The following is a 22,735-nucleotide window of genomic DNA, read 5'->3' on the forward strand; positions in this document are numbered from 1 at the left end:
TCCGCTTGGAGAAGGGGAAATGTTGTATTTCATACAACAAAAGATGATTTTAGCCGGAATTATAGGAGAAATGTTGTATTTTGGGCATGATTTTTAAAAAATGGTTATTACCTCACAAGCATCCGGCAGAGTAGTTTATTCGCCAGGGCGCATGAGGAGGATTGATGCTCTATTCGTGCGGTGAGGCTTAGTTCAGCAGTTGATGGGCAGATAATGAGCAAGCGAAAAGAGGTGTCCCAAGCCGTAGAACCGGCTGCCGGGACACCTCTTTATTGTTGTTTCACATGCTAACTTATCCTTCTATGCCTCGCTGTTCTACTTGTGAGGCAATTTACACGAGTGAAAGCGTGAAGCGGAACGAATACGGACGGTTAGCAGGCAGGGTGAACTGCTCATGCGTTGGGGCACCCCAGCTGTCGTCACCGCCGACACCCATCTGCTTATAGTTCACGCGCAGCATCGCTTTGTCGGATACAGGCAGCTTGTAGCCGTGATCGCTGGCTTCCAGCTCAGCTGCACTCCAAGGCAGGGCGTTGACTTCGATAGGCAACGCGCCTTCTACATGCAAGCCATGACCTTCGCTGCCTGCAGTAATGGAGGCATATCTGACATCCGTCTTGTTGCCGCATTCCTGCGGACGGAGATACGGTGTGTATTGCCCGCTGACCGTGCCGCTGTAACGTCCCAGCGGAGCTCCGGACTGCCGGTCCCAGTAATTCTCATGCGGGCCGCGGCCGTACCAGGAGATGGTGTCGAGGCTGCTGTCCAGCTCGAAGGCCATGCCGAATTCCGGAATCTCCGGCAGCTTGCTGCTGCCCGGCTGAAGCTCCTGAGTAATCTCTACCGAGCCGTCCGTTCGGATCTCGTATTGAACACGCAGCAGGGACTTCGGCTGGGTATCCAGCAGATAGTCAGTGTTCACGAATCCGAGATTGCCCTCTACACGGCAGCTGAACCGGGTGAGCTGACGGCTGTAAGAGACTTCCTTCCAGACTGCGCAGCGCTCGGGATGCTTGTTGCCGAGGTCATTGTCGGTTACCGCTCTCCAGAAGTTAGGTCTTGCCGGTGCAAGCAGATGCTCTTTGCCGGAAGACTGGTAAGAAACCAGGGCGCCGGATGCCGTGTCGAACGATATTCCGAAGCTGCTGCCTGCAAATGTCACCAGCCCGTCTTGCTCATTGACCTGCAGCTTACTCCCTGGAATAACAGGAGTGGCGGCCGGAATATATGGGGACAGAATGAACTGTTCCCAGGCGACTTCGTGGCCTGCACCTGCCCAGGCTGTTTCGGCCTGCAGGACGAACGAGACCGTAAGTACAGCTTCTTTGCCGGTTTCAAGCAGGCTGTGATCGTACGGAACGGCAATTTCAGCGGTTTCACCGGGTGCTGCGGACAGAGGCAGCGTTCCTTCCTGGACGGCATCTCCATCCAGCGCCAGCTTCCATTGCAGCTGATAGTCTCCCAGGTCTGTGAACAGGAAGTTGTTGCGAACCTGTAGACGTCCTTTCTGCAGGTCCAGAGCGGTGAGGACAATGCTCTGATAGCATTTTTTGACCTCCAGCAGCTTAGGAGTAACCGTACGGTCAGCGAACAGCAGGCCGTTGCCGCTGAAGTTGCCGTCATGCGGATTCTCCCCGAAATCGCCGCCATAGGCTAGATATTCTATCCCATCAGGGGTAGAAGTGCGGATCGCCTGATCCACCCAGTCCCAGATAAAAGCGCCCTGAATGATCTCATACTTATCAAACAGCTCGGTGTACAGATGCAGACCGCCGCAGGAGTTGCCCATGGCATGGCTGTATTCACAGAGAATATACGGCTTCTTGGGATGGTTCAGTGCATATCTCTCAACATCATCCGGTTTGATGTACATGGTGGATTCGATATCACTTGCGGCTTCCGATGCTCTGTAATGGAAAATCCCTTCGTAATGCACCAGACGGGTCGGATCGGCTTCCCGCAGATAGTCGTGCATGGCCAGGAAGTTGTCGCCGCCGAAGGACTCGTTGCCGAGTGACCAGATGATGACCGACGGATGATTCTTGTCTCTTTGCATCATGGAGTTGCAGCGGTCAATGACATTGGCGCGCCATTCCGGCCGGCTGGCAGGGACATTGAACTCATGCAGTTCCTGCTGCCCGTATTGCCAGGAGCCATGGGTCTCCAGATTCGTCTCGTCGATGACATAGAGACCGTATTCGTCACACAGCTCATACCATACGGACTGATTCGGATAATGGGAAGTCCGCACAGCATTGATATTATGCGATTTCATGAGCTTGATGTCGGTGATCATATCTTCTCTGGAGAGCGCCCGGCCGGTGTCACAGGAGAATTCATGACGGTTGGTACCCTTGAGCACGATCCGTTTGCCGTTGATCTTCATCAGACCATTCTGGAGCTCGAAGGTACGGAAGCCTACTTTGCAGCTGACCGCTTCCAGCACTTGCCCTTGATCATCCGATACAGCAATAACCAGTGTATACAGATAAGGCTTCTCGGCGCTCCACTTCTTCGGGTTCGTCACTGCTGCGGATAGCTCTAGCTGCTGAACTCCAGCCTGGCCGAAAGCGACAGAGGCGGAGACTGGATGATCCCATAGCGGCTGTTCCTTACCGTCATAGAGCTGCACCTGTACTGAATGAGACTCAATCACCTTATCAAAATAATTCTCGACCGCCAGGTTTATGTTCAGCTGCGCATCGGTATACTTCTCGTCCAGCTCTGTCCGGACGAAGAAATCGGCAACCCGCACAGGCGGTGCAGTATACAGATAAACATCGCGGAATATTCCGCTCAGCCGCCAGAAATCCTGATCCTCCAGCCAGCTGGCATCGCACCAGCGGTAGACTTCTACAGCCAGCTTGTTGACACCGGGTACCAGATAAGCGGTAATATCGAACTCGGATGGCGTGAAGGTATCCTCACAGTATCCGGCCAGCTCACCGTTCACCCAGACATAGAAAGCGGATTCAACCCCCTGGAAGCTGAGGTACACCGCCTGCCCATCCCAAGTCTCGGGTACGGTGAAGGTGCGGATATAAGAGCCTACCGGATTGTACACGGTCGGGGCAAAAGGCGGCTTCAGCTCCGGTTCGGACACGGCCCATGGATAACGGACATTGGTATATTGCGGATAATCATATCCCTGGAACTGCCAGTGGGAGGGAACGGTAATATCCGCCCAGTCTCCGGAGTCATAACCGGCGGTATAGAAATCCTTAATCCGCGCTTCCGCAGTTTCGGCGAATGCGAATTTCCAGGTTCCGTTCAAAGATTGATAACGGGGGGAGGCTTCTTTAGTTCCCTGCAGGGCTTCAGCCACTGCCGGGAAAGACATCATGGAGGCATGCGCGTCTATCCGGTTCAATTGAAATAGCTCAGGATTATTATTCCACTCCGGATATCCGTTTGCAGGCTGCTGGTATGAGAGCTTATGGCGCAAATTAACATCTCCTTATATTGTTATATTCATATTATAGAATGGAGAATGACTGGGGTATATATAATGATATTCATCGGATATAACAAAATATGAAACAAGAATAGACTGGAATTTGAAACTGCGGGCCGTTATGATGAAGAGGCGGGACAGGAATACCGGCGGTTAGAACGCGCTGGGTTTTTACAGAAAGGTGGGACGCCAGTGAGAAGTACAATGATCTTCAGCGAAATGGAAGAAACGCTGCCGCTGCCGCTCTATGCCACGACCATCGGGTACTGGGAGCATCAGGAAGAGACGGAGCGTCCGGCGGGGTTTCCCGATTACCAGCTGCACCAGGTGCTTGGAGGCAAGGGAGAGCTGCAGATCCGGGATAAATCCTATGTTGCCGGTCCCGGGGATATCTTCTTTCTCTATCCGGATGTTCCCCATTCGTATGCACCGCTGAGCCGGGAATGGGAGCTGGCCTGGATTTCCTTTAACGGGCGGGAAGCGGCCCAGATGCTGCTCTATGCCGGAATACGCGAGTCAGGAATGGGGAGCTTAAGAGCGCAGCCCATCCTGAAACCGCTGGAGGAGATGCTTACCCTTTCATACGGCAATGAGCTTCAGGATAATCTGGAACGTTCAAAGTTATTGTACTCGCTGCTTCTGGATCTGAAACGCAGCCTGCTCCCCGCCTCGAATGAGGATAATGAGCTGGAGCGGATGAAGCCGGTGCTGCAATATATAGAGCTCCACCTGCACCGTCCGCTGCTGCTGAAGGAGCTGGCCGAGGTGGCTGAAGTGTCGCCGCAGTATCTGTGCCGGCTGTTCCAGCGCACCGTCCGCGAGCGGCCGGTCGCCTACATTAACAAACAGCGGGTGAACCGGAGCAAACAGCTCATGTTCAGCAGCAGAGGGCAGAGAGTCTATGAAATCGCCCAGCGGGCAGGGTTCGAGAATGTCAGCTACTTCTGTGCTGTTTTCAAACGGATGACCGGTATGCAACCCGAAGAGTGGAGGCGCCTGCATGGTCTGGATTAGGGGCAGCCAGGCTCCGGATTCGGATTCGGATTCGTATCCGTATCACACACTCTCCCTCAGCCGGGCGAACATCCAATCCGCGATTTGACGGTAATCTGCAGCCGGCCCGGCAGACGCTGCGGATTCAACAACCGGCTTAGGGTCATATGTCTGCAGCACCGCCCACATCGCATTCCAGAAGGTGACCACGTAAGACATCTGTTCGAGGCTACGCAGGGTATCCGCATCATAATGTCCGAAGTAGCAGGCAAGGAAGATTTCCTTCTGTGGCAGGGAATACGCCGAGCAGACACATGCCAGATCAAACATGATGTCGCCCATTCCCGCATATTCCCAGTCAATCAGCCGCACCGTTCCGTCATCCAGAAAGTTGTTTGCAAAAGGATCATTATGGCACAGCCCCAGCTGCTGCTGTGAGCTTGACGCCCTGTCCTGCTGAATGGCCGCAAGCTTCTCCAGGAACTCGTCCAGATCTCCGGGAAGACCGAGCTGATGCCGGACGGCAAATTGTATCCGGTCCGTAATATCCTGATAAGGCGAGAATGTATAGGGAACCGGCGGCAGGGCATGCACTTTCCTCAAAGTATCGGCGATCCGCTTCATATTCACATCGGTGCCGGCATCCGCGTCGGTCCACTTCACGCCATCAATAAACTCTGTGACCATATGACCCGTCTCCGTGGAGAAATACACTACCTTTGCGCCTATCCCTATGTCTGCCGCCGCCTGCATAGCGGCAAGCTCTGCTTCCCGCTTAATGCCAAGCCTGTCCGCATTGCCGCCGCTTATGCGCAGAGCCAGCTTACGGATACCGTTCGTAATAATATAATTCTGATTCGTCAAGCCATCCTGCTGGTATTCAATGGCTGTATCCGCGATATCCCACTTCAATTCTTCATCAATAATCTGCTTCATGGGTTCAGTCCATCCGCTCATTCTGGTTATTCCTTCCGTTGTGAAGAGTAATAGGCAAAGATCAGGCAAGTTCAAGCTTGAACACAACCGGCAGGGCGCTGGCCACCGCTGTGGTGCGGATCGTTAATGCTTCTGCATCCCGTTCCCAGGCAGGCTGTTCATCGAAACCGAGCACGGACATCTTCTGGATGATACCCTCGAAATAGGGGGATTTCTCCCTAAGTGATGTAATGCGGACCATGCCATCCGCAGGGAACACCAGGACGGTTGCATACAGGCAGCTTCCCTTCACGGTGAAGCGGATGTCCTCAGGGGTGAACACCTTGGCGCTGCCGTCGGTGAACTGTCCCTCTTCAATGCGTGTCGGCCCTTCACCGAACGTGCGCCAGAAAGAGCTCTCATAGATGGCTTCGCCATTTGTGCCCAGCCAGCCGCCGATAACAGCCAGTATCTCCTTATCTTCATCAGCAAAGCTGCCGTCAGCCCGCGGACCCACATTCAGCAGGAGATTGCCGTTTTTGCTGACGATATCCACCAGATCGCGGATGATCTCTACGGCGGATTTGAAGTCATTATTCTCCGTATAACACCAGGAGTTTCGTGCGGCCGCTGTATCCGTCTGCCAGAAGAACGGCTTCAGCTCTGCGAATTGCCCCCGCTCTACATCGGGAATGGCTGTGCCGAACATGAAGGCATCATGTTTATAATTTATAGCAGCCGTAGTTCCGCGCTGAACAGCCCGGTTGTAGTAATAGGCGGCGAATTTTTTCAGATACGGCTTGAATATAGCATTCTCAATCCACCAGTCGAAATAGAAGACCTTAGGCTGATACTGGTCAACCAGCTCGCAGCAGCGGATCAGCCAGTCTTCCAGATACTCTTCAGACGGGGGAGAGCCGTAGAGATCATGATGATCGGGTTCCGGCATAGACGGCCAGTAGAAATCGCCGCGTTCCAGCGGCTCATGGATATCGGAGTCGAACTCTTTTCCGTGGGACATGAAGAACCAGTGCTCTGCACGGTGGGAGGAGACGCCCAGCTCCAGATCCTGCTTCCCGAAGGCGGCCTTCAGCTCGCCGAGAATATCCCGCCCGGGCCCCATCTCGTACGTGTTATAATGGGAGACAGCGCTTTTATACATCTGGAAGCCGTCATGATGCTCTGCAACGGGAATGACATACTTGGCGCCGGAGGCTTGGAATAAGGCAGCCCACTCGTCCGGGTTGAACTGCTGCGCCGTGAACAAGGGAATGAAATCCTTATAACCGAAATCCTTGTGGTTCCCGTAGACAGCCAGATGATGCTCATATTCCTTCGTGCCTTGGATATACATATTGCGGGAATACCACTCGTTACTGAAGGCCGGGACAGAATACAGCCCCCAGTGAATGAAAATGCCGAATTTGGCCTGGCGGTACCACTGCGGCACCTCATACATACTTAGAGAATCCCAATCATCCTTATAGGGGCCGTTCTTAATGGTCTCGTCGATAAGGTGCAAATAATCAGTCATATTCATAGTCAGTTTCTCATCCTCCCGCGATTAATATAACGCTTTCATTGTACCGGGCCGCAGGGGGATTAAGAATGTACGGGATTAACTTTCTGATGTACAAAAATAACCTTTAAGGCGGTCTGAACGATGGATCATCAAGCATTGCTTACCAGCTACTTATCCAATCTGAAGGTCGACCTGCTCATGGCGGATTATAACCAGTGCACCACACAGTGGAGGGATCTGGACTATACTCCGGACTACAGCAAGTTCTATTACATCTGCGGCGGTGAAGGTTGGCTGAAGATCGGGGATAAGGAATATTATCCGCAGCCGGGGGAGCTGATCCTGATGCCTGAAGGGGTGAAGCAGTCCTACTCATGCATCAGCGAACGACCTTTTCTCAAGTACTGGTGTCATTTCAGCGCCAAGGTCGGAGAGATTAATCTGTTCCGTATCCTGGAGATGAGCCATGTATGCATTCCGGAGAATCCTGCTGCTGTCGAGGCGGCGTTCAAAGGGATTACCGGGAGTGCCCAATCGGACGCTGTATATGCCCCGCTGCTGGCGAAGAGCAAACTGCTGGAGCTGATCTCCTATTACATCATGAACCTCAGGCTGGATGAAATCTCTTATAAGAATCTGGGCTCGGCCCGGAAGCTGACAGCCGTTCTGGAATACATCGCTGCGAATATCGAACACAATATTACCATTCATGACCTTGCCGAAATTGCGCATATGCACCCTAATTACTTCATACGCCTGTTCAAGCAGCAGATCGGCGTGCCCCCCATCCAGTACATCACCCGGCAAAAGATTGAAAAAGCCAAAGACCTGCTGGCAGCCACCTCCGGTTCGGTCAGCGAGATTGCCGACCAGCTCGGCTTCGGCGATCTGTTCTATTTCTCCAGGCAATTCAAGAAGCATGCCGGGCTTGCACCTACAGAATTCAGGAAACAGGAAACTGGAGGCGTTAAACTATGATCAGCAACCTATATAGCGGTTATCAGATCCGGTTAATGGATGAGCCGGCAGCCAGAGAGATTCTGAACTGGAAATACGAACCGCCATATTCTCTGTACAATATGCTGGATGATTCTGCTGGAACGGAGGATATCGAAGAGCTGATGGACGGCTCCTACTTCGGCGTACGCACTGCGGAAGGGGAACTGGCCGGATTCTTCTGTTACGGGAGGAATGCCCAGGTGGGAAGGGGGGTAGAGCTGGGATATTATCTGGATGGAACAGCGCTTGATATCGGACTGGGATTAAGGCCGGACCTGACCGGCGCTGGAAAAGGGCTTGCTTTTCTGCAGGCGGGTATGAAGTTTGCACAGCGGACCTATGACGCGAAGCGGTTCCGGTTGTCGGTTGCGGCCTTTAATCTCCGGGCTATTGCCGTGTATAAGAAGGCGGGTTTCCTGCCCGGGCAGAGCTTCATCAACCGGTATGGAGACAACGAAACGGAGTTCCTGCTGATGGAGACGCCGGGCCTGTTCTGAGCGTCTATAGCCAGAGTGGAGAATACAGGGTGAAGTCTGTTAAAATAGAATTATGGCATCATACATATCAAAGGAGAACTGAATGTGAACGATAACTTGAAGCAAGCGTACGCGCGGCTAGGATTAACTGAAACCGTAACCAGAGAGGAATTGAACAAACGGTTCGATTTGCTCCTGAAGCGTAGACGGACCCTTTCTACGGATGAAGAAATAGCGGACTATGAAGCGGATTTCCAGGCGTACAAGCTTATTCTGGATACTTGGGACGAGCAGGAGATTCAGGAAGCTGAAGACCAGCGTCTAGCCAAATACGGGCGGTTCTCCGGGACTGCAAGCAAATGGGAACGCTTTATGCGGCTCTACAAAACGCATGTTATCCTATCCATCGTCGCAGTGCTTGTGCTGATTTTTGGCGGGAAGGCACTGTATGATAACTATCAGCACAGACAGTATCTTGCTTCGCTGCCGCCGGTGGATGCGACTATTATGTTCGTGGGTAATTTCGGCGCCAAGGACAGCAGCGGGGATACAGCGGCATTGGAACAAGCGGTCATTGACGCTTATCCGCAGTGGAAGCGGGTCGAGGCTACCATCGTGTATCTGCCCAAGACCGGAGAAGGCGCTGATACGCTGGATATGAACCATATGCAGAAAGCTGTGGTTGAGCTGGCGGCCAACCGGCCGGATATCGTCATTATGGATGATGCGACCATCGAGTGGATCGGCGGACAGGCCGGATTCCAGAATCTCGAACCCATTACGGCGGACGGCAAGCTGGCTGCTGACGATACACGTATGAGATGGGGAACGAATGAAGATACCGGCAAGCGCGAGCTGTATGGTGTGAATATTATGGATTCTCCGTTTATCTCTGCGCTGCCCATTGACTACAATGTGAAATCGATCATCATTGGTGTGCTTGGCGAAGACAATAAGGATAAGACGATTGAGTTTGTGAAGCATATTGCGGAGGAACAAGCCGCGAAGTAAATAGAATACAGAGATCAGCATCTCTGAAAATAACAAAAAACCTCTCTTCGAATGGTTGTTCACACCCATTCCCGAAGAGAGGTTTTTTGCTGCTGCGCCGTGATCCGGCAGACAGGCTGTTCCTAGTTCTCCAGACGGTAGCCGCCGTGGAATACAGGGCCGACATACTGGTTGAAGGCATAACCGTTGCGGATGGCTGCGGACACGAAGTCCTTCGCTTTCACCACGGCTTCCTTCACCGACAAACCGTTAGCCAGGCCGCCGGTAATAGCGGCAGCGAAGGTGCAGCCGGCACCGTGATTGTGGGCGGGTTCGATCTTGGCCGTCTCCAGAACGAGATATTCGCTGCCGTCGAAGAAGATATCGATCGCCATGTCGCCGCCCAGTGCCTTGCCGCCTTTGACGACAACATTCTTGGTGCCGAGCTGATGGATCAGGCGGGCCGCTTCTTTCATCTCTTCAAGAGTAGTCAGCTTGCCCAGTCCGGAGAGGACACCGGCTTCGAACAGATTCGGTGTCGCTACAGTAGCCAGAGGCAGCAGCAGATCGCGGATCGCATTGGCGCTCTCCGGATTCAGCACTTCATCTTCGCCTTTGCAGACCATCACCGGGTCAATAACCACATTGGTCTGCAGATTGTTCTTGATTGCCTGCTCGGTAACTTGCACGATCTCCACGCTGCCCAGCATACCGGTCTTCATCGCGTCTACGGGACCGCCGGCGAAGATCGTTTTGAGCTGCTCTGCAACGATTGCGGCATCGATCGGATATACATTATGGTGCCAGCCCCGGTCGGGGTCCATGGTAACGATTGTAGTCAGTGCGCTGAAGCCATAGGTGCCGTATTCCTCAAAGGTTTTGAGGTCAGCCTGAATGCCTGCGCCTCCGCTGGAGTCACTGCCGGCAATAGTTAAGGTTTTGATGATTTTTGACAAAGGTAACGTCCCCTTTTTGTATATGAATGGTATGGAGCCTGTTTTGGGTGCAACTTTTTAAAAATATAAGCGTTTATATGTTTCACACGATAACTTATCCTTCTATTTCTCGCTGAAACGGTACCGTCCTTTAAAAGGACGGCAACGCCGTTTCCACTTGCTCTACGACATTATAACAAAAAACACTCTAGCTGTCCGCATGACAGTGTTTTTTTCAAAGATAAGAATTGAGATTAACCTATGTGTGCAGCCGGGATAGGTGGTGCGGGAGCAAAAGGCCGGCAATATGTTGGCAGGATAGTGAATCGGACTGAGAGGACCTTATTTCCCGCAATAATCACATTTTGAGGCTGAAGCGGACTGAGAATCCCTTATCTTGTTCAATCGGGCATGAATTGAGGGATGCGCAGTCAAATAACGGAATCTCAGTCCGTTTATCGGGAAAATCTGTCTTATTCGGTAATTTAGCGGAATCTCAGTCCGCTTCAGAGGCGGAGCTGCCTTCGAGGCTGCGCAGCGCCAGCTTGATGGCCTTGTCATAAACGTAGGGTTCCGCACTGTCCCCGCCCATCCAATACACCACTAGGAATTTCCCTCCCCTGAAGACATGAGGGTATATCCGAGCTCCTCCATCATTTGTCGTACGGTTAATCTCCAGCTTCAATGCAGCCAGACCTTCGGCACATTCCAGGCTGTCAGCGTAGGTATAGACGGACAACCGGTCCGGCCGGGCCGGTGTATCGGTCTTATCGATCAGCAGCTCTTCAGGCCAGACGCCGGCCAGCTGCTTGTTGAACATGAGCTCTGTGGTATCCGGGACGAGACTGAGCTGCATGCCCCGCTGTTCCAGCGCCAGGTAGAGAGACTGCGTAGTATACTCTGCACTGCCTGCGGCAGATTCCGGATTCTGCACTGCAGGAAGGAGGAGCGGGCCATGATGGGCTGCAAAAAATCCCTGGATGCTGTCAATCACATCCTGCCCGTCAAAGGCTGAAGAGGTGGTCATCTCCAGCTTGCGGAACAGATATCCCCATTCGCCTTCATCGTAGTAGGCTGTTCCGGCTGTTTCATATCCGCTGGCTTCCGCGGGCAGAGAATACCGCACAGTGCGTGCATCCGCTCCTCCGGTTCCCGCCATATACTGTTCGGTGAACGCAGGAGGAATAATGGTCAATCCATACTCATCCGCCCATTCTGCCTTTCCGGGGAAATAGGTCCCGATGCTGCCGACTGCACAGCCCTGACAGCCCCAGGCATTATCGGAATATTGCAAAGTTTGCCCCGGATTTTCCGGGTCCTCAAACGTCGCCCCCAGGGAGCCGTTGGCTCCGGTAACAGCCGAAGCTTTCCAGCCGGCAGGGGCCAGCAGGATATAAGCACTGCCGGTATCGCCCTGGAAGACGAGGGCCGCCTGCAGCTTGTCTTCCATGCCGGCCGGCAGCGGGAAGGTCATCTTGGGCAACGGGGGCGGAGTGACATGTGCAGGACTGTTTCCGTCGTCCAGAACGGGAACGGAAAGGATGGCAGTCAGCGGGATCGATACTTCAGCCCTTTTGTCTTCAACAGAAGGGAAAGGGACTTCAGCATTATAAATGCTGCGGATGCCAACCGCATAATCATTGCTTGGAACGCTTTGGCTATTGCCGGTGGGAGCGGGGGAGAAATCCGCAGCTCCGGTTTCCCGGGGCGGGGGAGCTTCCGATACCAGGGGAGTTATCCGGCCGGCAAGCTTGCCGGGTTCCAGGCCGCTGTAACCGAACCATAGCAGCATGGCCATGACCGGCAGCAGTACCGCTGCGTAAGCAAGAACCTTATAGCGCTTGCGCTTGGGCTGATACCCTCCCAGACGCTGCTCTACCTTCTTCTGCATTTGTGGAGTGAAATTCATGCCCTCAAAAGGCTTCTCCTTCAGCTGCTGTTCCCATTCCTCCGGTAATTTGCTCATGATCTGTTCAACTCCTTTTCCTTTTCCCAGTATTCATTGGCTTGCTGCCTTGCGCGGTGCAGTCTGGATTTGGCTGCAGATAAGGATATCCCCAGCATTCCGGCCAATTCCTCCATGCTGAGTCCGTAGTGGGCATAGAGCATAAGGACCTCCCTGGCGTTGCGCGGCAGCTGCAGGACTACCTTCCACACCTCACTGCTCAAGGATTGCTGCAAAAACACCTCTTCAGCGGATGGGCTTGAGCCGGATCTGCCAGCGTGAGCTTGTAAGGTTACCCGCCGGATGAAGCTGCTGCTGCGGTAGGACAGCCAGCGGTTGCGGGTAATCCGCAGCAGCCAGGTTCTGACTGAAGCTTCGCCGCGAAAAGTATCCCTGTATTTATAAGCCCGGATGAAGGTCTCCTGTGAGATATCATCAGCAGCGCTTCTGCTGCGGGCCAGGTAGTAGGCATAGTTCCATACATCCTCGCCATAGTCTTCCATAAGTGTCTTTAACGCGGCGGCGTTCATAGTATTGGAATCCTTAGTTGCACCGTACATACGGTCCCTCCCTTTTCTCTCTACTGTATTGACCTCTGCATCCTCCGGAAAGTTTCTTTTGTGCTGAATAAAATTATATAGGGGGGCATTAAGGGCGGCAGATTGGGTAGGAACGGGAGTTCCAATTAGAGGGGGCTGCATATTTATATAGGAGGATAACGATTAGGAGGCTGCCATGATAGAAATCAGCTTATGCATGATTGTCCGCAATGAAGAGAAGAGCCTGCCCCGCTGCCTTACTTCCATTGGAGCGATTGCGGACGAGATCATCATTGTGGATACAGGCTCGACGGACAGAACGAAGGAGATTGCGGAAACCTTCGGAGCGGTGATATATGATTTTACCTGGATCGAAGATTTCTCGGCTGCCCGCAATTTCGCCTTCAGCAAGGCGACCAAGGAATACATCTTCTGGCTGGATGCGGATGACTATCTGAAGGATGAGGATCATGCGCGGCTCAGGGAGCTGAAGCACGCCCTGCCGGAGAATGTGGACAGTGTGAACATGCAGTATAATCTTGCTTTTGACGGGGAGGGGAAGGTCGTTACTTCCCTGCGGCGCAACCGGCTGGTCCGCCGGTCCTGCGGGTTCAAATGGATCGGACCGGTGCATGAATACCTGGAGGTATACGGCCCTTCTTACAGCAGTGATGTCTGCATTACCCATGAGAAAGACAAAGAGTACACGGACCGCAACCTGCGGATCTACCGCAAGCGGGTGGCTGAGGGGGAAGTCTTCTCTCCGCGCGATCAATATTATTATGCCAATGAGCTGCGCGATCATGGAATCCATGAGGAGGCCAGCCGATATTATGAGCAGTTTCTGAATGGGGGCCAAGGCTGGATCGAAGATAATATTCAGGCCTGCCTGCGGCTGGCCGAATGCCGGGAGCGGCTGGATGACAAGGCAGGAGCGTTTACTGCGATTACCCGGACGCTCCAGTACGATTCTCCGCGTGCCGAGTTCTGCTGCCGGCTCGGTGCCTGGCATGTGGAGCAGGGCCAGCTTCACCCGGCTATCTACTGGTATGAGCTCGCTGTTATGCTGCCGCGGCAGACAGAGTCTATGGGCGTGAAGAATGAAGCCTTCGCCACCTGGATTCCGAATCTGCAGCTCGCACTCTGTTATGACCGGCTGGGCCAGCATGAACGGGCTAATATGTTCAATGAAACGGCACTGCGTCACCTTCCCGGTCATCCCAGCATGCTGTACAACCGGACCTACTTCCAGAAGCTTCTGGGGGACAAATATGTTTCGCTGCAGCCGCAGGAGACCGCCGGGGAGAAGAAAGAATAGCAGGGTTGCTTAACAGCAGTACCGAAGAGGCGAATAAATGACAAACCGGCCAAATGAATAAAGGCGCTCCTCAAGCCGTAGCTTGGGAGCGCCTTTGTGTGTTTTTATTGGAACAATAGGGTTTGAATCGCATGGGCCGGAATTGAACCCTCCGCCAGCTGATCCCGGAAATGCATGGTGTATGGAAGCCCGCTGTCCGTGCGGTTGAGTACGACCACGGCATAAGTGCCGTCTGTATTGCGGAACGCCGTAGTTTCGAATTTGTCGGTATATCTGGAGCTGCCCACACGGACGGCGCCCGGACGGATATACTTGCTGAAATGCCCGATGTAATAGAACGAGCTCTCATAGATTACTTCATCCTTCAGGGTATCGCCGATAATCGGTGCATCGCAGAAGTTGCCCACATGGTTCGGGCCGCCCTGCTCATCAAGGACGATATTCCAGTCTGTCCAGCTGGACATCCAGTTGTTCAGGTTGCCGATGATATCATGGCCGTAACGTTCACCGGTGTTCCATGAGCCGAGGTGTACGCCGCCCTCCTGGCAGCCTTCGCTGAAGAACAGCTTTTTGTCAGGGAATCGCTCATGTACAGCGCTCAAGGCTTCGAAGTGGTCACCGGAATACCAGTGGAAGCAGATGCCCCAGATATATTTTGCCGCCTCCTGATCATTGAAAGCGGTCTTCGCCCGGTCATAGACCCGTTCCTTATTATGATCCCAGATCATGATTTTGACATGGCTGAGGCCGGCTGCTTCCAGGGCAGGACCGAGATAATCGCGTACGAAATCCTTCTCTTCTTCAGCGGTATAAATGCAGGAATCCCAGATCTGCTTGGCTTTGGCTTCATTTTGCACACTGACCGCCCAGATATCGATGCCGGCTTCAGCGTAAGCCTGAATGTATTTCACGAACAGATTAGCCCAGGCTTCCCGGTATTCCGGCTTCAGCTTGCCGCCGTTATTCATCTCGCCGTTCGTCTTCATGAAGGCCGGAGGGCTCCATGGGGAGGAGAACAGCCGGAAGCTCCCGCCCACAGCATCAGCCGCACGTTTGATTAACGGAAGTATCGACTCCTGATCTCTGGAGATATTGAAAGTAGCCAGCTCCGGGTCAACGCCATCTACATAAGCATAGTTGCCTGTTGAGAAGTCACAGCTCTGGATATGTGATCTGCACAGGGTGTAGCCGATTCCGTGCTCCGGATGGAAGTAGGCATCGATTATTTCCTGCTGCTTCTCCGGACTAAGCTTGGCCAGCGTGACTGCAGAGGCTTCCGTCAGCGCACCGCCGAAGCCTTCGATTTCCTGATATTCCAAATCCTCATAAATATTAATTAACTCCATTTCCTTCTCTTCGGAATCGGGCCGGAAGGACAGAGGCTGTAATTCTGTTAACCGGTCACCGGTTTCTTTGGCTGTCTGGATCACGCGGACTGTAGGGCTGCTCATAGGACTTATGTTACCTCCTGAAAGTTTGTAGGAATAGTCTCATTATAGAAGGTATTCCGCTGCACTTTGAAGAAACAATATGGTTAAGAACCTCAACGATCTGGTCATGAGGTAAGAGTAAGGAAGGGTGATCCAGGATGGGTACAACTGGTGTAGACATTCATCTCAGCTCATTTTCCCGGCATATCCAGCCGTTCTGGCATTTGTTCCGGGAAGGGCTGGATACCTATATCATCAGGCTCCAGGCAGAAGGGGAATGTGAAGCGCTGATTGACGGGGAGATGGTCACGGTGATGCCGGGTGATCTGCTGCTGTTCCGTCCCGGTGAGCTCTACGATCTGCGGATTGGCGAGAAAGAAAGTCCGCTGGGCTTCAGCGCAGACTACTATGTCATGTGTACAGGTGAATGGGTGGATGAGTGGTGGAACAAGCAGGTGAGGGCTAAGAAGTCCAGGATTGCCGAAGACAGCAAGCTGCATAGCATCTGGCAGCAATTAATTCTGGAAAAACGGCGGATCGACGGAGGCAGCCCGGAGATTCTTGAGGCGCTGTTCAAGGCACTGTGCCTGCTGCTGGACCGGGCTATCGCGGAAGCGCCGGCCTCCTCCTCCTCTTCACTCCTGCAGGGACTGAAGATCAAGAATTATGTGGAAGAGCATGCGACATCCTCCATCCGGCTGGAGGATGTGGCCCGCCATGCGGGAATCAGCGTCACCCGGGCGGTTCATCTGTTCAAGGAACAATTCGGGTATTCGGTGATGCAATATGCGGTGCAGGTCCGTCTGGCGATGGCACTGCGGCTGATGGACAACAGCAACTATACACTGGAGCGTATTGCGGAGGAGACCGGCTTCGGCAGCTATACCTACTTCCACCGGGTATTCCGGGAGCGGTACGGCGTTGCACCGGGAGTGTACCGGAGGCGTTCATAGCCTGTGACGATAAAAAAAGGGTGTCCCAATCCGCCGTTGCGTGACAATGGCGGATTGGGACACCCTTATGTATGGAGCCCGCAGGGGCTGCCCTGAAATTTCAGTTGTTAGCTTAACCTATATTCCGCTTGTCCGGAAATCAGTGTCCCGGCAACGCCTGGTTATCCAGCAGAAGCTGCGGTTCGCTTGTGCGGATGAAGTCCATGACCTTATCATAAATAATCCGGTGGCCCTCCCGGTTGGGGTGGATTCCGTCCCGGCAGATAAACTTGGTGTAATCCGGCTGCTGCAGGAATGCGCCCCGGACATCAATGATCTTGGTCTTGGTGCTCTCGGCGACCTTGATAATTGCGGAGTTGTACCGCTCCTGCCACCAGTAAATCTTGGTAACGCTGCCGAGGAATTTCAGAATGTTCAGCTCGGTGTCCGGATTATTGCCGCTGACCCATTTGAAATAGTTGTCCGCATTCAGCGGGGGCAGACTCATCAGAATAGGCGTAATCCCCTGATTCTTCAGGTAATCAATCATATCCAGCAGCATCCGCTCGAACGCCGGGAAATCAGTTTTGGGGTTATGCTCTGCTTCGGGATTGCTTGCAATTTCTTCCCAGTGATAGTCGCAGTCATTGCCTCCGTATTCAATCAGTACCACATCCGGCTTGTCTTTCAGCACATCGCGTTTCAGATTGCCGAAGCCCTTCATCAGCGTATTGCCGAATCTGGCGGTATTACGCATAGCTCCCTTAAGCTTGCCCTGCAGCAGGGACACGTAGTTATCCTCCAGAATGACATACTTGCTTCTTGCTTCATCATAGACAACACCCTTGGAGATCGAATCTCCGCTGACCATGTACTTAAACTCAAGCCCCGTGGCTTCCTTCTGCTCTTCGTGCGAATTCATTGTCCCACCTCCGATAACCCTAGTGTATATAGCTTTAGTGTAAACCATACATGGAGCAGTGACTATGCATAGATGTCATGGTTTCATGCGGGCCGATCCCGATAGGGCAAGCTGCAAGCCAAAGAGATCCGACTCCGAATACTCGAAGTTGGACCTGTAGCTTGCTTGGACTTGTTCCGGAAGAACATTGGTTGCCTTATTTCCTGCGCATTCTAAAGCCGCCGAGTCTTTGCAGGAGCGCTGATTTGGGCGGAGTGCTTAAGGAGTTCCCTGTCAGGAAGCCGGCTGTAGTCTGTTCCATAATTCTGACACTGTTCTCCCAGGTCCAGGCCCGGGAATCGGCTTCCCCCCGGGAGGCAAGGCGGACACGGAGCGCAGGGTCCTGAATCAGCCGGATGACATCCTCGGCAATCCGGTTCTCGTACCGGTAGGACAGCAGGCAGTTCTCTTCGTGGCGGGCATATTCCAGATTCCCTCCCGAGTATACGGACACAAGCGCAGCACCGCAGCGCATGGCCTCAAGGCCCGGCAAAGATCCCGTGTCGAATATACTGGAGCTGACAAAAATATCAGCCCCGTTATAGTGATAGCAGAGTTCATCATCATTCAGGGGAGTGAAAAAGCGGTATTTGCCGCTGGCCTTCATTTTTTGCAGCGAATCCGAACTGTAGAACTCATCCGGCGGACTGATGAAATTGATATTTACCCCCGGGACATTATGCTTCACGATATCAAGCTGCTTCACCAGATAATCCTGTTCACGGTGCCAGGAGAAGCCGTTCTCCACTTTGCGCAGGATGGCGGTAATGTTCAGCGGCTCCTGAAGCTTGTGGCGGATATGCATATTTTGAAAAGAGGAGCTGATCCCTACAGGCACAATGCTTCCGCTAATTCCGTGACCAAGCTCAATTAACTCCTGCTGCCACTGGGACAGAACAATCAGCTTATCGGTGGTATGATAGGAGGGAAAGGATACCTCATTCTGCGGCAGAAACAGCGGTTCGTAACAGAGGGACAGGCGGATATGGATGCCCTTGCCATTCTGGCTTGCAGCCTGTGATACCGGAACCGTTGTATAAAAATTCGAAACGATAATATCGCTGACCGGGAAATCGGATTCACGGAGCAGCGTATAATCGGTAATCAGCAGAGTGGAATGGACTTCATAAGAGACATCGCCTCCAAGCGGCATGAGGATCACGACCTGGTGCCCTCTGGCAGTAAGACCATTCGTGAGCTCCACGAGCATGCGTTGTGCCCCGCCATGGCATAGGGTAAGTATGGGGAAAGTGAATCTCATGTATGATCCCTTCCTTTCTGGCTCGAGAATCGCTTGCGAACCTGCGGTATGTATACTATTTTATTCAGCAATTAGCGAAAAGTACCGGATATACGGCGTTTTTGCAGCAAATGGGGGTTATGGAGTGAGGCTCAGGAAAGGAGGGCTACAGCTGGAGTATATAAAAAATACTGGCCGGTACAGCAGAGGAATCACCCCTGACATACCGGCCGGATGGTAGCGCTACCAAAGTTACTGCAGGAGGATGAAGCATATCTCCTGAACTTGCAGCTTATGATTAGTGTCGCAGATTGCGCAGCAGGGTAACAGTGTCCTTAATATCTATGCCAGTTACTTCTTCCAGCGAAACGTCGATCATCGGCTTGTGTGCCTCCAGCTTGTTCAGGAACTCTGTGGTGTGGAACAGCCCTTGCCCTGAAGCGCCATGGCGGGTCCGGGTTCCGTCCTTATAGATATCCTTGAGATGGGCCAGAATGATCCGGTCGCCGAACAGGCTGAATGCACTGTCTACGATCTCATCCTGCAGATGCACCTCTTCACCAATCAGGTTGCAAGGGTCCAGTACCACACCGATGGAGCTGGAAGGAACCTCGTCGAGGATACGGCGCATTTTGGCCGGAGAGGACAGCGTATGGGTGCAGACTCCTTCAAGTGCCAGGAACACCCCCCATTTCTCGGCTTCCTCTGCCAGTTCCTCGACCGTTGCCTTGAGGGCATCCCAGCCGATTTCTTCATACCGGTAAGGATCGAATTCCTGAAAAGTCGTCAACGCGCCGGTCTCTGTAGCGACCATAGGTGCACCGAACTGGCGGGCATAACGCAAATGCTCCTTGAAACGGTCAATCTCTACCCGCCGGATGGCAGGATCGGGATGAATCGGGTTGATATAGCAGCCAAGTACGCCAATGCGGATGCCGGCTTTGTCGAACTGCTCACCGATATAGGAGGCCAGGCCGGGGCTAAGCTTGCCGGGAGACAGGTCGATATCCTGAATGGCTTTGGCCAGGGCGAGCTGTACGAAGTCAATATTGTAGGTCTGCAGCGTAGCGGTCAATTCTCTAAGCGGCAGGCAGCCCGCTGTATGTGCCAAGGTTCCGTAACGAATGAATAACATCTCCTTTGGAATTCTATGGATTTATATTTATAATATTAAATGCGCTTACAGTGACTTGCAATGATAAAGAAGTTTATGAGAAACAGGAGGAACCGATGAATGAATGCTATTGAGCAACGCAAACACGAGCTTGAGAATTGCCGTCCAGAGCCTACACTGGACCCCGAAACGATTGACGAATTCTGGAATGATCTGCTCGCCGAAGATGAGGAACTGCCGCTGGATGTTACCATAATCCCTGAAGAAACTCCATATCCGGGCATGGAGGTTAGCAAAGTAAGCTATACAGGTTATGGGGAAACGACCATCCATGCCTGGTACATCCGGCCTGCTGCTGACACAAGTGAGCGGGGAGATCTGCCGTGTATTGTTACGTTTCCCGGTTACACCGGCGACCGGGGGTATCCGGAACGTTATGCTCACTTTCTAATGCTTGGCTATGCTGTACTCGCCGTGGATGTGCGTGGACAACTGGGAGAGACCGGCAATCTGCTGCCGCAGGAAGAAGGGATAGTCAGAGGCTGGATCACCCAGGGGCTGCTGGAGAAGGAACGTTCCTATTATGTGGCTGTAGCGATAGATACGGTTCGTGCCATAGAGACCGCAGCACAGCTGCCGGGTGTTGATCCCGAGCGCATTGCCATCACCGGGGGGAGCCAGGGAGGCGGGATTGCGCTGTTGGCCGGGGCACTGAGCCGCCGGGTTGCTGCAGTGGCTGCAGACATACCGAATCTCTGCCGCCTGGACTTCGGGGTGCTGAATTCAACCAGCTCACTCACAGAGATTGCCGATTATCTGAAGCGCTATCCGGAGCATCTGGAGCGGGTGCTGCAGAACCTGGCTTATTTCGATATTGTTAATCTGGCGCACCGGTTCACCGTACCAGTTCTGATGTCCGCAGGCTGGAAGGATACTGTGTGCATGCCGGAGACCATCTATGCTGCCTATAACCGAATTGAGTCACCTAAGCAGATGATGGATTATCCGTTCTCCGGGCATGAGGTCAGCGAATATCAGCGCAGGCAGACGGTACTCTTTTTCCGGGAGCATCTGGGTTAAAAGATTAATTACCGGAAGGCTGATTAGCGGCGGGTGTTTGGTGTAAAGGTTATAATGAAGCTGCTAAGCTGTTGTCAGAATGCGAAGGCAGCCTAAGGAATGGGAGGGAATGGCAGATGAATAAGGATGGAGACAAGCTTCCCGCGGAACTGGTCGTGGAGAATTTCGAATACAGCCAGAAGAATGAGCAGCTGGTGAAGAAGAGCTTCTGGAGCAAAACGAGGAAAGCGGCGGGCAAAATCCCGTTCACCAAAGATGCGGTTGCCATGTATTACTGCGCCATTGATGCCAAAACCCCGTTATGGGCCAAAGGCATAGCATTCGGCGCGCTGGCCTATTTCATTTCACCCATTGACGCGATTCCCGATGCGCTGATCGGACTCGGTTTCACGGATGATGCAGCGGTCATTGCCGCAGGCATCCGGGCGATTGCCGGTCAGGTGAAGGAGGAGCATAAACAGAAGGCCGAGAATTTTTTTGAACAACCGTGAGGTGTAACGGTACAAAAAAAGTGCAGCGGGTTGCTGCACCGGATTCATTATGCTTCTTCCTCTAAATGTCCATTTCCAGGAGGGCAGCGGTCTGCGGATTGCTGCTTCGCCTGGTATTCTGTGCCCCAATCCCTCATCAGCTTAATGATCGGAATCAGCGTCCGGCCAAATTCGGTCAGCGAATATTCAACCTTCGGCGGAACCTGATGATACACCTCGCGGTGAACCACGCCATCCTCCTCCAGCTCACGGAGCTGAAGTGTCAGCATACGCTGCGTGATGCCGGGACAGATCCGGCGGAACTCGTTGAAGCGTTTCGTTGAATCCATCATATGGTATAAAAGCACACCCTTCCACTTGCCCCCGATGACGTCGAGGGTGAATTCAACAGGACAAGCGGCGCCCTGGCCGTCCGGACAAGCTCCGAAACCGCCTTTACGGTCACGCATAACCGAACACTCCTTAAGTATCATTTTGTATACTACATAACAAAAATGTGCGTACTTCACGAATGGTTATCTATCCAATACTATAAGCATGTGAGCAGGATAACGTCAATTCCAAACCTGAAGGATACACAGAAAGGGAGTATGTGAAATGGATACTACAGTAAAAGAAACCGCAACAACCAAGCAGGAAATTCTGGCCGCCTATGCATACAGACACGCTACCAAGGTATTCGACAGCAGCAGAAAGATCAGCGATGAGGATTTCGGGTTCATCCTGGAAACAGGCCGCCTGTCACCGAGCTCCTTCGGCTTCGAGCCCTGGAAATTCGTTATTGTCCAGAGTATGGACATCCGTGAGAAGCTGCTTCCTTATGCCTGGGGTGCACAGAAGCAGTTGCCGACAGCAAGCCATTTCATGCTGATTCTCGCAAGACTGCCGCGTGATATGGCTGCGGGTTCAGAGTATATTCAGGGTATGATGCAGGATGTGCAGAGTCTGCCGCCGGAGGTTGCCGAGGGTAAGCGGAAGGTCTATGATATGTTCCTGAAATCCGATTTCGGACTGGAAGGCAATGAGCGGGCAATGTTTGAATGGGGTGCACGGCAGACCTATCTGGCTCTGGGGAATATGATGACTGCTGCGGCGCAGATTGGCATTGACTCCTGTCCGATTGAAGGCTTCGACAAGGCAAAGATCGAGCAGGTGCTTACAGAGGAAGGGATAATGGACCCGGCACATTTCGGAATTGCCTGCATGGCGGCCTTTGGTTACCGGGTTAATGAGCCGCGCGGCAAAACCCGTCAAACGGCCGGTCAGGTGGTTCAGTGGGTCTAAACGCAGCCGCGTCAGCAATTTAGGCGAAGTGTGAGCCAATTAAAAACAGATGCCATCCTTATAAGGGCGGCATCTGTTTTTTTGACGAGTTATGAAAATACATAGAAGCTTCGAAAA

Annotated in this window: 20 protein-coding genes; 9 read left to right on the forward strand and 11 right to left on the reverse strand. The window is 52.9% G+C overall.

Going from position 1 to position 22,735, the window contains the following annotated elements:
- Positions 1–331: 331 nt before the first annotated feature.
- On the reverse strand, positions 332–3,445 hold the full coding sequence (lacZ, locus tag GC101_RS26170) for a beta-galactosidase, LacZ type (RefSeq protein ID WP_171719708.1): 3,114 nt from the start codon (positions 3,443–3,445) through the stop codon (positions 332–334).
- 201 nt (positions 3,446–3,646) lie between these two features.
- Between lacZ and GC101_RS26175 the strand changes: the two genes are divergently transcribed.
- Positions 3,647–4,468, forward strand: coding sequence for an AraC family ligand binding domain-containing protein (locus GC101_RS26175; RefSeq protein ID WP_171719709.1), 822 nt, complete (start codon positions 3,647–3,649; stop codon positions 4,466–4,468).
- Positions 4,469–4,510: 42 nt separating this feature from the next.
- Here GC101_RS26175 and GC101_RS26180 read toward each other — a convergent pair whose 3' ends face one another.
- Both GC101_RS26180 and GC101_RS26185 read right to left on the reverse strand, forming a co-directional pair.
- Positions 4,511–5,404, reverse strand: coding sequence for a choline/ethanolamine kinase family protein (locus GC101_RS26180; protein WP_171719710.1), 894 nt, complete (start codon positions 5,402–5,404; stop codon positions 4,511–4,513).
- 40 nt (positions 5,405–5,444) lie between these two features.
- The gene (locus GC101_RS26185) at positions 5,445–6,902 is read right to left on the reverse strand and encodes an alpha-L-fucosidase (protein ID WP_171719711.1); all 1,458 of its coding nucleotides are present in this window, start codon (positions 6,900–6,902) and stop codon (positions 5,445–5,447) included.
- A gap of 123 nt (positions 6,903–7,025) precedes the next feature.
- On the opposite strand from GC101_RS26185, the gene GC101_RS26190 reads away from it, so the two are divergent.
- The 3 genes from GC101_RS26190 to GC101_RS26200 all read left to right on the forward strand — a co-directional run bounded on the left by GC101_RS26190 (position 7,026) and on the right by GC101_RS26200 (position 9,370).
- Complete coding sequence (locus GC101_RS26190) at positions 7,026–7,862, forward strand: AraC family transcriptional regulator (RefSeq protein WP_171719712.1); 837 nt, start codon at positions 7,026–7,028, stop codon at positions 7,860–7,862.
- Complete coding sequence (locus tag GC101_RS26195) at positions 7,859–8,380, forward strand: GNAT family N-acetyltransferase (protein ID WP_246354519.1); 522 nt, start codon at positions 7,859–7,861, stop codon at positions 8,378–8,380. The genes GC101_RS26190 and GC101_RS26195 overlap by 4 nt, the downstream gene beginning before the upstream one ends.
- An 84-nt stretch (positions 8,381–8,464) precedes the next feature.
- Positions 8,465–9,370, forward strand: coding sequence for a hypothetical protein (locus tag GC101_RS26200; RefSeq protein WP_042136074.1), 906 nt, complete (start codon positions 8,465–8,467; stop codon positions 9,368–9,370).
- Positions 9,371–9,492: 122 nt separating this feature from the next.
- Here GC101_RS26200 and thiD read toward each other — a convergent pair whose 3' ends face one another.
- The 3 genes from thiD to GC101_RS26215 all read right to left on the reverse strand — a co-directional run bounded on the left by thiD (position 9,493) and on the right by GC101_RS26215 (position 12,789).
- A complete protein-coding gene (gene thiD / locus GC101_RS26205; protein WP_171719713.1) occupies positions 9,493–10,305 on the reverse strand; it encodes a bifunctional hydroxymethylpyrimidine kinase/phosphomethylpyrimidine kinase in 813 nt (270 codons plus the stop codon).
- A gap of 475 nt (positions 10,306–10,780) precedes the next feature.
- The gene (locus GC101_RS26210) at positions 10,781–12,250 is read right to left on the reverse strand and encodes a DUF4850 domain-containing protein (protein ID WP_171719714.1); all 1,470 of its coding nucleotides are present in this window, start codon (positions 12,248–12,250) and stop codon (positions 10,781–10,783) included.
- Positions 12,247–12,789 (reverse strand): RNA polymerase sigma factor, encoded by a 543-nt coding sequence (locus GC101_RS26215; protein WP_171719715.1) that lies wholly within the window; start codon positions 12,787–12,789, stop codon positions 12,247–12,249. Before GC101_RS26215 ends, GC101_RS26210 begins: the two co-directional genes overlap by 4 nt.
- Positions 12,790–12,964: 175 nt before the next feature.
- On the opposite strand from GC101_RS26215, the gene GC101_RS26220 reads away from it, so the two are divergent.
- Entirely contained in the window at positions 12,965–14,086 is a 1,122-nt protein-coding gene (locus GC101_RS26220; protein ID WP_171719716.1) for a glycosyltransferase, read from the forward strand.
- 104 nt (positions 14,087–14,190) lie between these two features.
- On the opposite strand, the gene GC101_RS26225 is transcribed toward GC101_RS26220, so the two are convergent.
- Positions 14,191–15,537 carry a glycoside hydrolase family 30 protein gene (locus tag GC101_RS26225; protein ID WP_171719717.1) on the reverse strand — a complete coding sequence of 449 codons (1,347 nt, stop codon included), beginning with the start codon at positions 15,535–15,537 and terminating at the stop codon, positions 14,191–14,193.
- Between the two features lie 137 nt (positions 15,538–15,674).
- Between GC101_RS26225 and GC101_RS26230 the strand changes: the two genes are divergently transcribed.
- Positions 15,675–16,469: an AraC family transcriptional regulator gene (locus GC101_RS26230; RefSeq protein ID WP_171719718.1), complete on the forward strand. Its 795-nt coding sequence runs from the start codon at positions 15,675–15,677 to the stop codon at positions 16,467–16,469.
- Between the two features lie 139 nt (positions 16,470–16,608).
- Here GC101_RS26230 and GC101_RS26235 read toward each other — a convergent pair whose 3' ends face one another.
- The 3 genes from GC101_RS26235 to GC101_RS26245 form a co-directional block, all read right to left on the reverse strand.
- Positions 16,609–17,370 carry an SGNH/GDSL hydrolase family protein gene (locus tag GC101_RS26235; protein WP_171719719.1) on the reverse strand — a complete coding sequence of 254 codons (762 nt, stop codon included), beginning with the start codon at positions 17,368–17,370 and terminating at the stop codon, positions 16,609–16,611.
- 196 nt (positions 17,371–17,566) lie between these two features.
- The gene (locus GC101_RS26240) at positions 17,567–18,670 is read right to left on the reverse strand and encodes a glycosyltransferase family 4 protein (protein WP_171719720.1); all 1,104 of its coding nucleotides are present in this window, start codon (positions 18,668–18,670) and stop codon (positions 17,567–17,569) included.
- A gap of 277 nt (positions 18,671–18,947) precedes the next feature.
- Positions 18,948–19,784, reverse strand: a complete 837-nt coding sequence (locus GC101_RS26245) for a sugar phosphate isomerase/epimerase family protein (protein ID WP_171719721.1) — start codon at positions 19,782–19,784, stop codon at positions 18,948–18,950.
- A 99-nt stretch (positions 19,785–19,883) separates the two neighbouring features.
- Here GC101_RS26245 and GC101_RS26250 point away from each other — a divergent pair, with 99 nt between their 5' ends.
- Together GC101_RS26250 and GC101_RS26255 are read left to right on the forward strand one after the other, a co-directional pair.
- Positions 19,884–20,843, forward strand: a complete 960-nt coding sequence (locus GC101_RS26250) for an acetylxylan esterase (protein WP_171719722.1) — start codon at positions 19,884–19,886, stop codon at positions 20,841–20,843.
- Between the two features lie 116 nt (positions 20,844–20,959).
- Positions 20,960–21,334 (forward strand): YkvA family protein, encoded by a 375-nt coding sequence (locus GC101_RS26255; protein WP_042136095.1) that lies wholly within the window; start codon positions 20,960–20,962, stop codon positions 21,332–21,334.
- Positions 21,335–21,381: 47 nt separating this feature from the next.
- On the opposite strand, the gene GC101_RS26260 is transcribed toward GC101_RS26255, so the two are convergent.
- Positions 21,382–21,783, reverse strand: coding sequence for a winged helix-turn-helix transcriptional regulator (locus tag GC101_RS26260; protein ID WP_076246647.1), 402 nt, complete (start codon positions 21,781–21,783; stop codon positions 21,382–21,384).
- 148 nt (positions 21,784–21,931) lie between these two features.
- Here GC101_RS26260 and GC101_RS26265 point away from each other — a divergent pair, with 148 nt between their 5' ends.
- On the forward strand, positions 21,932–22,618 hold the full coding sequence (locus tag GC101_RS26265; protein WP_171719723.1) for an NAD(P)H-dependent oxidoreductase: 687 nt from the start codon (positions 21,932–21,934) through the stop codon (positions 22,616–22,618).
- Positions 22,619–22,735: the final 117 nt, after the last annotated feature.

The sequence above is a fragment of the Paenibacillus phytohabitans genome, from assembly GCF_013141775.1.
GTDB classification, from domain to species: domain Bacteria; phylum Bacillota; class Bacilli; order Paenibacillales; family Paenibacillaceae; genus Paenibacillus_AQ; species Paenibacillus_AQ phytohabitans.